The following is a 13562-nucleotide window of genomic DNA, read 5'->3' as shown; positions in this document are numbered from 1 at the left end:
TATCTCGTTTCGCTCGAGATCGGATCTGAGACAGTAGATAAGAATGCTGGCTGCGAAGAAGTACTCTTGTCTGCTGATCTGCTTCAGCTATCCGCCAGTTCTGGGCGGCTCTGAGATTGAAGCCCAGCGGGTTTGCCGGGCGCTGCGGGAGCGTGGGCACAGGGTCTTAGTCTTATGTGCCGGACATCCGGAAATGCCAGCCGCCACCGATTGGGTGGACCCCTACGGAACCCCTGTACGCAGCATCGGGCACGGCGCGCAAAGTCCCCAGCTCGATCGGCTCTTTGCCGTGGGCGTGGCCAGAGAGTTATGGCGGCTGCGCAAAGAAGTGGATGTTGTCTACTTTCTGATGCAGGGCCTGCACCTGGTGCCCGGCCTGCCGATCTGCCGCTGGCTGGGTCTGCCGATCGTGATGAAGATCTCTGGTAGCGGCATTGTCGAGTTCATGCAGAAGAGTTTCCTCGGGCGTCTCGAACTCGGTTGGCTGCAGCGCTGGGCCAAGCGGGTGATGGTCTTGAACGACGGCATCGCGCAAGAGGCGGTCAACGCTGGCTTCGATCGCCAGCAATTGTTCTGGATGCCGAACCCGGTCGATGTCGATGAATTCGCACCTGTTTCGCTCGCTGAGCGGAAGCGCCTGCGTGCTGCCGCCGGCATTGCGGAAGACGCCCCGGTGGCGGTCTATGTCGGGCGTCTGGCGCCTGAAAAAGAACTCGGCAGTCTGCTCGAAGCCTTTGCCCTGGTCCAGGCTCAAGCGCCTGCGGCGCGTCTGATTCTGGTGGGCGATGGCCCGGAGCGAGCCACTCTCGAAGCGGCAAGCGAGCGCCTGCAATTGGCTTCGTTTGTGCAATTTGTCGGGCGGCAGCCGATGAACCGCGTTCTCGAATACTTACAGCTGGCCGATGTCTTTACGCTGGTCTCGCGCCTTGAAGGCTTTCCGTGTTCCCTGATTGAAGCAATGTCGACGGGCCTTGCCTCGCTGGTGAGCCGCATCCCAGCCAATGAGCAACTGGTCGAGGACGGCGTGCACGGCTGGAGCGGCGGCGTGCGCAATGCGCCCGAGCTTGCAGCGGCCCTGCTGCGACTGATCGAGAATCCGGAGCAGCGCGCCGCGATGGGAGTCGCCGGCCGGCAGCGGATTGTCGACAACTATTCAAGCGAGAAGATTGCCGAGCGCTACGAAGAACTCTTCGCCATCGCAACGACAGAGCGCACATGAAGGCAGCCCTCAAACGCGGTCTGATTGGGGGCCTCGAAGCCTTTGGAATCCATTCGCTGCTGCCGCGTCTCGGGGAGCCGCGCCTGCTGATCCCCTGCTACCACGGCGTCGTCTCCGAGGCCCGGCCAACGGCCCGCGAAGGCTATGAGATCACCGTCTCTTGCGACGAATTTGCCCAACATCTCGAGTGGCTGGGTCGCCATTACCGCTTTGTCGATCTGGCCGGGGCGCTCTACTGGATTGAGAACCCGAGCGGCGGAAAGCCTCCGGTGCTGATCAGTTTCGATGACGGCTATCGCAACAACCTGACTCTCGCCGCGCCGATCCTGCGCCGCTACGGGGCGCCTGCGATCTTCTTCCTGAGCACCCACTACATCGGCGGCAATCGACTCCTCTGGCCGCTCGAAATGGATGTGCGCCTTGAGCAATCCCCCGGTCTTGCCATCCCAGTGGGCGAGCAGCAACGGCGCATCCCGGCCGAGCCGCGCAGTCGAGCCGCGCTCGCCTTTGAGTTGCGGCAGATCTATAAGAAGCTCCCGAATGCGGAACGCCTGGCTGCACTCGAACGCTTCCGCGCCGCAACGCACTTTGACCCCAGCCAGATCGACCACGAACTCCACGACTTCCTCAGTTGGGACGAAGCGCGGCAACTGGCCGCACTGGGTTTCGAGATCGGCTCGCATACCTGCGAGCACCCGATTCTGTCGCGCCTGGACGAGGACGAATTGCGGCAGGAACTGCAGAACAGCAAGGACAAACTCGAAGCCGAATTGGGGCGTCCGGTGACGAGCCTCGCCTATCCGAACGGCGGCGCGGCCGACTATTCACCCCAGGTGGTCGAGATGGCGAAGTCCTGCGGCTATCGCACCGCCTTTGCTGTCGACGAAGCGTTCCAGAAGCCCAAGACGGCGCGGCCCTACGCCCTCAGCCGCATCATCGTGCAAGGCCACTGGCCGCAGTCGCAGTTCCACTTTCTGGCCAGCGGAGCTCGCAATCTGTTGAGCGGACGAGGCTTCTAGCCCATAGGCTGCCAGAGCTCAATGCGATTCCCTTCCGGGTCGATCACCCAACCGAAAATCCCAAAGTCATAGCGGTCGCGTTTGGGGTCCACCGTGACGCCTGCCGCTATCAAGCGGTCCAGCACTCCATCGAGATCATCCACCTGGAGGTTGATCATCGCTTTCTGTGCCGGAGGAAAGTATTCTTCTTCCTCCCTGAAGAAGGCAAAGACAATCTGAGGGTGTTGTGTCGGGGCGGGAAACGCGAAACCGCCTTCTGATCGGATCAGACCGAGATGTCGCTCGTACCATTGATACAAAGCGTCCGGATCCTTCGCCCGGAGAAACGCGCCGCCAAAGCCAGTAATGGAAGCCATGCCGCTAGCTCCGCCGCTTCTTCTTCGGCAACACCTGCCGCACCATCGCCCCGGCCAGAATCCGTAAGAGCCGGATGCCGTGCGCATAGCTCAGCTTCGGGTCTTCGCGATCGAAATCAAAGAAATAGCGTGGCTGTCGATAGCTGTGGAAGAGACCCTTCCAATCGAGCAAGCCGGCGCGGAAGTAGCTGGGAACACAGGCGAAGTCGCGAAACAGCGCAATGTGGCGGAAATCGTTCCGCTGCGGTTCCACCGGCCTCACCGGCTGGCCGATCAGATCGAGATAATGCAGCCAGCCAATCTCGACGCCCATGTAGGGCGCCGCGTCCGAGGTGAGGCTGTAGCGTGGATTCGCTTCGATCAGCTTCACGACGCCGTCTCGGGTGTCGCGCTTCAGTTCAATCTCGCAGATGCCGGTATAGCCGATGCTGCGCAGAAAGCGGTCGCAGACCTCCGCGGTTTCGGGGTCATGTACCGGTTCGACAATGCTCGCCGAACCAAAGCCAATCGGGTCCGTTCGCATCTGCCGCACCACCCCCCAGCCCAGACGCTCGCTCTTCTGGCTGTAGCAGGACAGATAGCAGAGCTTTGCCGTATCCGGACCTTCGATGATTTCCTGGACAACGCATTCCGGGTTGATCCTGGCCGCCAGTCGATAGCTGGCCAGCAGTTCGGCCGGGCTGTTGCTGGTGATCAGCTTCTGTTCAAAGAGCGGATGCTCGGGGTCAAGGGTGCGCCATTCGCGAAAGTGCAGCGGCTTCAACAGCGCCGGAAAAACAGCCTGCTTCCCAAAGGCTTCCACTTCGGCTTCGTTGGTGACAAATCGAGTGAGCGGCGTGGGCAATCCATGCTCAGCAGCAATATCGTACTGACGCTTCTTGGTCGCCAGCAAGCCCTGCATGCCGATCGAAGTTTTCCCGAAGAGAAAGCGATCGCTGAGCGCAGCGGCGTGATCGGCCAGCGCCGTCACAAACATGTCGGAACTGGCGATGACCACCAGCGGACCTTTACCGATGCGGCTTTCCAGTCCGAGCATGAAATCCACCCAGTCCTGAGGCTGCTGGTCCGGATTCGGGCAAACGAAGCTCTGGCCATAGCGGGTGCGAAAGCAGGGCTGCGTCGGGTTCGGATCAATGCAATAGACGGCGAGACCGTGCCGGGACAACTCGCGCATCAGCACGACGCCGGTAAAAAATCCCCCGGCAACCAGTACGGGAGGCCAGCCGGATTGAGCGGTTTGAGGGTGGATCGGCAGAACTCCTGTGCCTTCCATCTTAGCCGTTCAAACCCGAATCAGGTTTTCGAAGAGGCCGGGTCGAGAACCCGCGCCGGAGACCCCACCGCGACACACCCGGCTGGAATTGGCTTCGTTACGACAGAACCCGCTCCAATAGTCGAAGCAGCACCGACATCGGCCATCACAATCGCTCCGGCGCCGATCCAGCAATCCTTGCCGATTGTGACCATCGAAAAACTACCTTGCTCAGAGCCCTGAATGTGTCCATCCTCACCTCGAGAGTGCTGGCGTCGCCCACTCGGGATCTGCACGCCCGAAGCAATGTGTGTCCGTTCTCCAATATCAGTGTGTCCGAGGATGCAGTAGGAGCCCACATAAACATGCGCTTGCATCCGAGCCTGCGGATGCGCAAAAAACGAACCGAATTGAATGCGGGCGGACAAGGAGGCCTCTGTCAGAGTGAGGTGGTAATAGGCAATCCGCAGATAATCCCCAGGCAAACCAGGCATTTGGGCAAAGATCTGCGCAAACAGAATGTAGATGCCTTCCAGGCGTCCAAAGGCCGAAAGCAAAGCAAAGGGGAAAACAAGCGCCAACGACACTGCAAGAACAGACTGTTTGAGAAGAGTGCGCAAAGGGATCTGCTCAATCTTGGCATGCCAGGCAAGCTCATTTCAATTTCGATCAAGAGCGAAATAAATCACGGAAAACGCTCGATTGTATATATCGAATATATACAATTAAACAGAGGTGATTTAAGTGAAAATAAGATTATATTTAGCTGGGTTTTTGATCGTTTTCGCAGTACCTTCCTTTTCGCAGACAAAGGTAGACTTGCGTGGCCAGGGGAAGAATGTCGATTTCCGCTCTGCCAGCAATACATATCCTTTCAAAAGCGGTTCTGGACTTCCGGGAACTTGTGGCATGGGTGAAGTATTTTTTTTGACGAGTGCCAGCAGCGGAATGAACGTATATGTCTGTTCGCAGGACAATAGCTGGACCCAGCAAGGAATTCTTTCGACGGTGGGAGCCGCGGAAGGCTCATTTCTCACCCTCAATTCTGGCGCGATGAAGTGGCAAAGCCTGAATGGAGATGTCACGGGTCCTCCCAGCTCTTTGAAGGTCCAGCAGTTGCAATCCTACCCAGTGTCTGCCACTGCTCCACTGAACGGACAGATTCTACAATGGGATGGTTCAAGCTGGAAGGCACAGACTTTGAACGGGGCTCCCGGAACGATTAGCTTCGAGAGCAACGGAACACCGGTGGGGAACAAAGGAGTGGTGAACTTTCTGCCGGGATTTGGCCTGACAAGTGCTCTGACGAACACGGCAACAAAACTCACCGTGCAATATTTGATCGATACCAGCAAAATTGTTTCCAGGACCGCCCTCCAGACAGGCGCCGATCTGGCCTGTATCCCCACAAGCGGATCCGCAGTGAGCTATACCTGTGAGATGAGTCCAGTTTTGACCGCCTATGCAACGGGAATGGTAGTGAACTTGCGGCCCGATGTCGATGGAAGTGGGGGAGCAACCACGCTGGAAATTGATGGTTTGGGTGCGAAGAGTATCAAGTTGAACGATGGTTCCACGAATCCGCTTCCTGGGACTCTGCTCGCCGGACGGCTGCAGCAGGTCTGGTATGACGGCACCGTATTTCGGCTCCTGGCGCCTGCCCCCAATGTCCTTGCGGGATCAGGTGCCCGGCCGGCCTGCAGCGTGACCTACCGCGGCAAGATCTGGCATCAGTTTGCTGGAACGGGAGAAAAGGACACCGTTGCGGTGTGCGCCAAAGACAGTAGTGATACCTATGGTTGGCAAACGCTCTACTAGCCCGGCTGAGCGTCAATTTGCGGGAACTCCGCAGCGGAATTGAATTTTGGAGATATCTACATGATCCGGATCATGACTTTGTTGATGTTGCTGGCGCAGTTCGCCGTTGCCGGGCAATCGTTGAATCTGAATGGCCGCATAGTCGGAAACACGAACGTCCCCATTGCACCAAACGGCACCTCTTGGCGCATCGAAATGTACTTCCATGATTGGGACGATTTTGGAGGCAAGCTGGCTCAGGCCAATGCCTACGGCGCTGATATTGGGCTCACCACGGCAGGGTCGCGTATGATCTTGCGTCCTGAGGTGTCCAATTTGACTGGGGCAACTGGGGATTGCGACATTGATGTGCAGACCCTGTCGGCAAAGCGAGTTTACCTCCGCCTGCAAAAGGACTCCGGCGCCAAGAAAATCTACTGTGAAGCTTGGGATATGAACGGGAACCGGATCGGGAACAAGGCTGTCACATATAAAGGGGAGACCGCCCTAATTTATAATACCGTATGGGTCGGAAACGAGGGCCTGCTCGCCAAAGACCGCTACATCGGTTTTTTCCGAATTTGTAGTACATTGCTCCCACTGAACTCCCGTCCTCCGATCACTCGAGACGACAGTAACCGCATCCTCGAATGGAAGTTTGATGGCAATCTAACGGATTCCGCCGGTGCTTTCCCCGCGCAGAACCTCGCGGGTGGAACACTCAGCTACATCACCACTCCGATTCAGACGATCCCCTCTGTCACCATCAAAAATAACGACACTCGATTCTGGTCTGATCTCGTGAGTATCCGCGCTGGCCATCCTGCCAAGCTCAATGGCTTGAGCAGCTATTCGCAGGCTGATAATGGCTCTGTCGTCTCCTACCGCTGGCGTCAGATGGAAGGCCCATCGCAACTAATCTGGGATGATGAAACCAGCCCAACCCCGACGATTCGAGGAGCTGTTTTCGGGAGTTACAAGCTAAGACTCACTGTCATTGACGCGTTAGGAGTGCGGGGAAGCAAGACTGTCGATCTGGGCGCTGTTGCCACAGACAACAACGGAGTGGTGATCCATGCCAATCCTGACGCCGACAAGATCTTTGGGCCCATGATCGCCTTCGGGAAAAATCCCTGGGCGTATGCGGACGATGCAGCAATGCGAGGAGTCCAGATCCGGGCGAAGGATTACGTAACCAAGTTTAGTTCCCCCCCCGAATGGACAAAGCCTTTGGATGGCACCATCAGCTACAACGCAACCGGCGACTATACTTCGGTCGCAACGAATTTGAGCGCGCCCGTCACCGCCTCATCGACATCCATCCCTGTGGTGAGTGTCGCCAAACTGGATCTGACCGAGTTCCCAACAATCATCGCGATTGCAACGCATGGCAATGGTGGAGAGTTCGTCCTGATCTGCTCCGCTTCGGGCCTGAATCTGATTCCCTGCTATGACGGTCGCGGTTATGGCAACACTGGAAGAAACGGTTCGGGCGCTCCGCTCAGTTGGCCGGCTGGACGAGAGATCTACCAAAATAAGGTCTATGGCGCCGGAACCAAGTTCTTACGGGATTTCTGTCCTGGTGGTGTTGGGCTTGATGGTGAGATCCTTGCATCCGCAGGTACGGTCACTGTAGAACCCAATAGCACCAATCTTGTGGGCATCGGAACGAACTGGCCGTTGAGTCTGGAACTCAATTCCATCCGTATCGAAGGTACTCATGGGGGCGTGCCATTTGTATTTTTTGCAGCCATTGAAGTCGGCAACACCCCAACAACAATTAAGATGACTCGCCCCTGGCCGGCCGATGCCGATGCCGCCACTGGGCTGTCCTATCAGATCATCCGGAACGACAGCCGAGGTTTTTCCCCAGCCTGGACTCGTACCGATGGCACGGAGGGCTATGGCACCATGAACGTAACCGCATGCCTGAGCGACACCCGTCTCTATTGGGAGGGCGGGTATGAGGCCATCCGCGGGGTGCAGAAGGACAAAACATACTCCTACATCGACCATCGCTGGGTCACCAACAATGGCGGGGGTGGCATCAATTTTTACGATGAAGTTCTCGCAAATTATGCCCAGTATTTTAGAAGTGGCCTGAAACCAGCCCTCGATGCCGCACGCGCCGTGGGAGACTACTGGCTGAGCCAGCCCGATATCAATGATGGGTGGGTGTTTCCTGCCCCTCGCAATATGAGCGCGGCAGGCGTGGTTGCTGGTGCTGTTCTCGATGGCCGTGTGCAGAGTTGGTACGCGCTGCGAAAGCTTGCCGAAAGAGGCGTCGTGACTGCGGAACGTAATAGTTGCTTTGATGATCCCCGTGAGAGTGCCTACGAGATGATGTGGCTCGCCTTCGCCGCCATGTTCGATCCAGTGGATACAGGCAATCCCGATACCCCAAATCAGCGGTCCTATTGGAAGGCAAAACTCGCGAAATCCTATGCTCGGGACCTTAGCTGTAAAGGACCCGATAACTCCTTCTCGAGCCCATTTTACTTTTACGGCAATGAGTATCCAACCATGGGAGTGAAAAATGGAAGTACGGAAGTCACCGGCAGTGGATTTAGGCCCAACCTGTGTCCACGTGTAGCAGGTGGCACCGGAAACGTAGTACAAGGAAGCGGAATTCTGACGATCACCTCCGGAACTCTAGTCAATGGGCTCAAGATCGTTTTAGCAGGGACTCGGGGTGGTCAACCCTACACTCCGTCACTCCAGTTTTCAGGCCTCGGGTCGAGCACCACATTGAGTGCTCTTTGGCTGGGCGACACCGGATCGGTGACTTGGCAGGTAGAAAATGATCTGGACTCGATGGCGATGGCGAGCACACCAAAGGTGTCGTTTGACTCTTCTGTTTACTCCATGACTTGCACCTATAATTCCCCTACATCTCTCACCTTAATCCGGCCTTGGCCAGGCCCAACTGGCAATGCTTATATGACTCGTGGCGGACTACCTGGGATCGGGATGCAGCCGTTCATGGCAGGTATCAAGGCGCTCCAGATGAAGTACGCCAGCCTTGGCGCTGACGGCACACTCGCTGCCAACTACTCCGATCTGGCGAATAAAATCTCGTCATGGGTTCTGACCGATGGATTTGATCCTGATACCGGGGGCTTGTTTTATGGTCGAGGCTTCGCAAATTGCGAGCCCGTACTCAAGGCCAGTCAGCCTAGTTTTGAATACCGCAATGTTTTTTGCAGTAACGGGACAGCCTCCTGGGCAAAAGCAACAGCCAGAGCCCTACTGGCAGAAGCGCAGTCCGCAGTCCGCATCGCCTATGAAGCCAATCCCTCGCAACACTTTCTTGAATTGGGAGACCAGTTCTATGCGAATCTCTGGGGTAGAGATCAATTTACGCAACAGGGCTTCGCTCTCGCTGAAAGCGGCATTAGCAATGATTTTGCCGCCGACATGAGTCTCAGTTATGGCAAATGGTATGGCTTCCAGTTTGGCATCGGGATGGCTCACCAGTGGCCAGCTGTCCGGATTGGCGGGGTCCGCCCTGTCCAAGTCGAACAAGCTTCCATCAATTTTGATAAAGCCGGGATCAATGGCGCCGCCAAAGCCCGTCTCACAGTCACCGAGCCGTCTGGCCGCACCATTGTTTATACCTGTGCGGATTCGCCTTGCCAAGTTGATCTCGACCGCCGTCAGGGCGACCACTGGCTCAAGATCGAATATCTATCAGCTTCTGATGAAATTCTGTTAAGCAATAAGCCTCAACTGTTGTTCAGCGACGCATCGACATCGGAATAAACGCCTTGAAATGAAGAAGGCCTAGCTTTTTGCCAGGCCTTCTTCACTCTACCGATTCCGGCAGCTAGCTATGCTGGAACCTTCGCCACTTGCATTGCCATCACCGTCCGCTGCATAGCAAAGAACATTGCAATCGCCAAACCAACTAGGAAGGGCTGCCGGAAAGTGTATCCGTTCGACAAAAAGCTAGTAGAAACGTAGAAAAAGACGCAGGCCAGCATATAACAGAAGCAGGCCGAGGCGATCTCCTCAAGCTTCAACTTTTGCGCCTGCTTGTAACAACGGTTCACCAGAACATATGCTCCACCCAATGCAGCGATAAAGAAGATCATTGCCGGGATGCCACATTCACTCGAGATCTGTACCCAGGTGCAATGGGTCTGGTGCCAGTTGCCCCTACCACCGGCTGCAACGGCACTAGCGCCTTCAACATTCATAAACTGTTCTGGTCCAACTCCCAACAGCGGGTGCTTGATTGAAAATTCGACCCCCTTCCAGAACAGATAACGGCGAGAATCTGCAGATTCGTCGGCTTCCTGGTTCTTCTCTCCACTCAACGTACTGAGCCGATTGAAGGTCTCCTGCGGCAACAATGCAATCGCAGGTGCGATGAGCACTGGCAGCAGGAGAAAAGCCAACATTTTCTGCCTCATTGAGGCTTTGAAGAACCAGAAAAGACACCCTGCCACCAATGCCACCAAGCAACCACGGGATGCCGTTCCCAAAACTACATAGAGAGAATAAGGAATCGCCGCAAAGTACAGAAGACGCATGATATACATCGCCCTTTTGTCCATCAAGACAAAAAGCATGAACGGGATCATCAACAGAACGTGCGTTGCCAGATCATTTGAATTTGCGATCGTGCCACCAAAGCTGAGTGAAAACCTTCCCTGATCTGCTCTCAGAAACAATTTGGATATGACCAGGACCGCCAGACCGCTAAACGCCATCGTATGAAATACCAGACGGATTTCATGCCAGTTTAAAACTAGGCCTGCAACCGCAAACAACAGAAAGATAGAGGTCTGAGCATAAGCTTTTACAACAGGAAGAGATCCTCCACGCCAACTACTGAACACTGTCGCAACCACCATACAAGCAAAGAACAACATCAGAAATACCGCTGCCTTGCTTCGAAAAGTACGAGCGAGTCCCCCAGTAGCCAAGGTTCCAACAATGGCGACCGGGGCTGTGAAATACAGCATGTACGTGTTCACACCGATTCCGGAGGCAAGTGCTTCTGAGATAAAGCTGAACCGAATAAAAATACATGCCAAACAGAAATAGAAGGCTAATCTCCGAAAACCATTTGCTTCTTCCGGCAAGGGAGGCAGAGCCTGAGGTGGTGGCACACTCACAGCGGAAGTCTTGGACTGCGCCATGGCCGGAAACGGCATTCCAATCCCCGTTGCTGTGTTGGGCTGTTTCAGAGACAGCATTCTTCCCATCCCTTGATCATAGCCGCGCAGCCATTACCCCGCTGCACCCATCCCTAAGCCCGCACTATACTTGCCGAATTTCTTGAGCGCAATTGCTTCAGGAACTGAATATACTGCCAGATTCGAGTGTGGTGGATCGCAAAAATCACGCTGACATAAACAACAGCACCGCTAGCCACTGCCGCGATGAGCCGCCAAAGCGGTGGCCAGTCGCCCGGAATTTTCATCTGCACAGCCAATACTGCCAGCGTCATTACAGACATTGCGGCAAAGGACGGGAGTAAAACTCTCAAATAGGTCCACACGCTGCAATCGAGTGCTCGGAGTACCTGAGGAATCATCGGGAACAAGGTGATCGGCGCAGTTAAGACCCAGCCTGCCGCCACCGCTGACGTTCCATAGGGCGAGGCGAAATAGAAAACCACGGGCATGACGGCAAAACCGACAATGGAGAGGCGCATCAAAAAGCCGGTCCTGTGCAACGAGGTCAGAATCTGGTTCATCAGAATTCCCAGACTGCGTATACCGATATAGGCAGCCAGCCATTGTGACGGACCCACAACAGCATCCCATTTCGGCCCCAAGGTCAGCGCAATCACATCTGGCGCCGTAATAATGAAGCCCGACATCAAAGGGCAGAGCACCAATGCCAGCAGATCGCTAAAGATCAAAAAGTAGCGGCGCATCAACGGCTTGTCATCCTGCAAACTGGCAAACAGCGGCCCGGTCACCCTCATGATGAGCATTGCCAGTTTGTCCACCGGGGCGCTCGATAGGTTAATCGCCAAGCGGTAGGCGCCAAGAGGAGCGCTCCCCAGAATGCGCCCCACAATAATGGTGTCGCTAGAAGCGCTGATCGTCGTAGCAATGCGTTGCACTGCAACCTCGATTCCAAAACGCATGGCTGCACCGATCTCGCTTCGTCGAGGCCAACTAAAGGAAACCGGTCTCCAGTAATAGGACAATCCAGCAGCCACACACCGGCCCGTTGTCGCAGAGATAACAAACGACCAGTAGGCAAATCCGAGGAACGCGCAGAGCATAATCACCACGGCTTGGACGACTGCCTGGGCCGCCTCAATGATCGAGAGGCGGCGATAATCCAAGTCTTTCTGGAGCAGACCGGAGGGGATGGCTTGGATCGCAGTAGGTAAAAATCCTAGGCTGTTCCACGCAATCAAGGGTGCCAGGGCAGGCAGATGAAAGAACCAGGCCCCCAACGGGGCCACCAATACGGATAACAGAATGGCGGCTAATCCTAAGAGCAGCGAAAGGGTGTTGAGCTGCGCGAGAGTACGCCGGTCCATCTCCCGAATCTGCAAAACGGCTGTTCCAATACCGAATTCCGCCAGAAAAGTCATCATCACCGTGACCAGACCAGCCATATCGGAAATCCCAAAATCCGAGGGCGACAGGAGTCGCGCCACAACGATCACCGACACCCAGGTCAAACCCTGCGTCAGCCATTTGGCGCCTGCTGTCCAACCCATGCCATGAATAAACGCCGTATCCAGCCGCGACTTGCGTTCGTGCAGTTCCGTAGACATCAAGCCTTGCCAATAGCCCGGTTGATCATCAAAAGAAAAGCCTCCCGGTAGGCCTTCTCATCCCATTGCTGGTGCGCCATTTGGAAACCACGCTCACCTAATCTTTGGCGCAGGTCCGCATCGGAGAGCAATTGGGTCAGCCGTTGCGCCAAACTATCGCTGTCTCCCGCCGCAAAAATAAAGCCATTCACGTCATTGTGAATCATGTGCGGAATGCCGCCCACATCGGAGCCCACCACCGGCAATCCCAAGGCCATCGCCTCAATCAGTACCCGCCCCATTCCCTCGCAGCGGGATGGCAACACCAGAAGTTCCGCCTGGCTCATGCGCTCAAGAGTCTGGTGATATGGCAAGGCAGGCAGAATCTCGATCCGCGGATGATTCGCCACCAGCGCATCTATCTCCGTACGGTCGGGATAATAGCCCTGAATCTTCAGCCGGACATCCGGAAACTGATCGGCAATCTTATGGAAGGCCAGAATCAGCGAGTCGATACCCTTCAAATACCAGGGCGCACCTACCATCAACACAAAGCGCTCGGCACTGGGGGAACGAGGTGGGACTTCATTGACCGGTACAAACTCATGAAAGACCGTCGTTGCTGCCTTGTGCAGCAATGGATAGGGTTGAAGCGCCGCCGGGTACAGCAAATGAACGTTGTTCGCACTCAGCACCGAGATGTGCAGACAGAGATCCGAATACAGCTTTCGCAGGTAGTCGCCAAAGGTCGGCCGGGGCCGCTCGGTAATGTAGACCAGGTTCGGCGAGGTCGCAATTTCGATCACTAGCGGCCGAGCCGTCAATAGCTTGAGCAGCACGCCCAACAGGCCGTTGGTCATGTGCGAATAGGCCATAATGCAGTCGTAACGCTGCTCCTTGAGCAGTTCGAGACCTTTGCGAATAAAAAAACGAAAGGCATGCAATCGCCGGGCGACGCCACTATACTGTCCGGCGAGGAACCAGTGATAGCGAAAAGTCCCGCACTGGTAAACCGGATAGCTGCCAGGCCCTAGAACCGCTTCGACTTCCTCGGGTTTCGACCACTGCAACGCATGTAGAACATCACCCTCTACATCAGTGGAGATAGCGAAGAACCGGTCCAACTTCTTATTCTTCGGAGGAAGGCCCAGATTCGGGTGGAGATAAAGGATTCGTTTTTTGGCCACTG

The 13562-nt window shown here is 55.8% G+C and carries 10 protein-coding genes; 4 read left to right on the top strand and 6 right to left on the bottom strand.

Going from position 1 to position 13562, the window contains the following annotated elements:
• The first annotated feature begins 43 nt into the window (after nt 1-43).
• Together M017_RS0100180 and M017_RS0100175 are read left to right on the top strand one after the other, a co-directional pair.
• Nucleotides 44-1219 carry a glycosyltransferase family 4 protein gene (locus M017_RS0100180; protein ID WP_031494843.1) on the top strand — a complete coding sequence of 392 codons (1176 nt, stop codon included), beginning with the start codon at nt 44-46 and terminating at the stop codon, nt 1217-1219.
• Entirely contained in the window at nt 1216-2238 is a 1023-nt protein-coding gene (locus M017_RS0100175; protein ID WP_031494842.1) for a polysaccharide deacetylase family protein, read from the top strand. The genes M017_RS0100180 and M017_RS0100175 overlap by 4 nt, the downstream gene beginning before the upstream one ends.
• Here the strand turns inward: M017_RS0100175 and M017_RS0100170 are convergent.
• The 3 genes from M017_RS0100170 to M017_RS30370 are packed head-to-tail and all read right to left on the bottom strand — an operon-like array spanning nt 2235 to nt 4466.
• Nucleotides 2235-2594, bottom strand: coding sequence for a VOC family protein (locus M017_RS0100170; RefSeq protein ID WP_031494841.1), 360 nt, complete (start codon nt 2592-2594; stop codon nt 2235-2237). The two genes, M017_RS0100175 and M017_RS0100170, sit on opposite strands and share 4 nt — an antisense overlap.
• Nucleotides 2595-2598: 4 nt before the next feature.
• Nucleotides 2599-3867 (bottom strand): carboxylate--amine ligase, encoded by a 1269-nt coding sequence (locus M017_RS0100165; RefSeq protein WP_031494839.1) that lies wholly within the window; start codon nt 3865-3867, stop codon nt 2599-2601.
• A 20-nt stretch (nt 3868-3887) separates the two neighbouring features.
• Nucleotides 3888-4466: an acyltransferase gene (locus M017_RS30370; protein WP_051669376.1), complete on the bottom strand. Its 579-nt coding sequence runs from the start codon at nt 4464-4466 to the stop codon at nt 3888-3890.
• A gap of 289 nt (nt 4467-4755) precedes the next feature.
• Here M017_RS30370 and M017_RS0100155 point away from each other — a divergent pair, with 289 nt between their 5' ends.
• Nucleotides 4756-5664 carry a hypothetical protein gene (locus M017_RS0100155; protein ID WP_155121133.1) on the top strand — a complete coding sequence of 303 codons (909 nt, stop codon included), beginning with the start codon at nt 4756-4758 and terminating at the stop codon, nt 5662-5664.
• A 60-nt stretch (nt 5665-5724) separates the two neighbouring features.
• Nucleotides 5725-9405: a PKD domain-containing protein gene (locus tag M017_RS0100150; RefSeq protein WP_031494835.1), complete on the top strand. Its 3681-nt coding sequence runs from the start codon at nt 5725-5727 to the stop codon at nt 9403-9405.
• Between the two features lie 68 nt (nt 9406-9473).
• Here the strand turns inward: M017_RS0100150 and M017_RS0100145 are convergent, their stop codons facing one another.
• From M017_RS0100145 to M017_RS27205, 3 genes are read right to left on the bottom strand one after another with little or no spacing between them, the layout of a single operon-like run.
• Nucleotides 9474-10847 carry an O-antigen ligase family protein gene (locus tag M017_RS0100145; RefSeq protein ID WP_162179787.1) on the bottom strand — a complete coding sequence of 458 codons (1374 nt, stop codon included), beginning with the start codon at nt 10845-10847 and terminating at the stop codon, nt 9474-9476.
• A gap of 53 nt (nt 10848-10900) precedes the next feature.
• Nucleotides 10901-12394 (bottom strand): lipopolysaccharide biosynthesis protein, encoded by a 1494-nt coding sequence (locus M017_RS0100140; protein ID WP_031494831.1) that lies wholly within the window; start codon nt 12392-12394, stop codon nt 10901-10903.
• A complete protein-coding gene (locus M017_RS27205; RefSeq protein ID WP_162179786.1) occupies nt 12394-13560 on the bottom strand; it encodes a glycosyltransferase family 4 protein in 1167 nt (388 codons plus the stop codon). Before M017_RS27205 ends, M017_RS0100140 begins: the two co-directional genes overlap by 1 nt.
• Nucleotides 13561-13562 lie beyond the last annotated feature (2 nt).

The organism is Bryobacter aggregatus MPL3, assembly GCF_000702445.1.
In the GTDB taxonomy this organism is placed as follows: domain Bacteria; phylum Acidobacteriota; class Terriglobia; order Bryobacterales; family Bryobacteraceae; genus Bryobacter; species Bryobacter aggregatus.
Note: the sequence above shows the minus strand (reverse complement) of the source record. Positions and strands in the feature narration are given on the sequence as shown.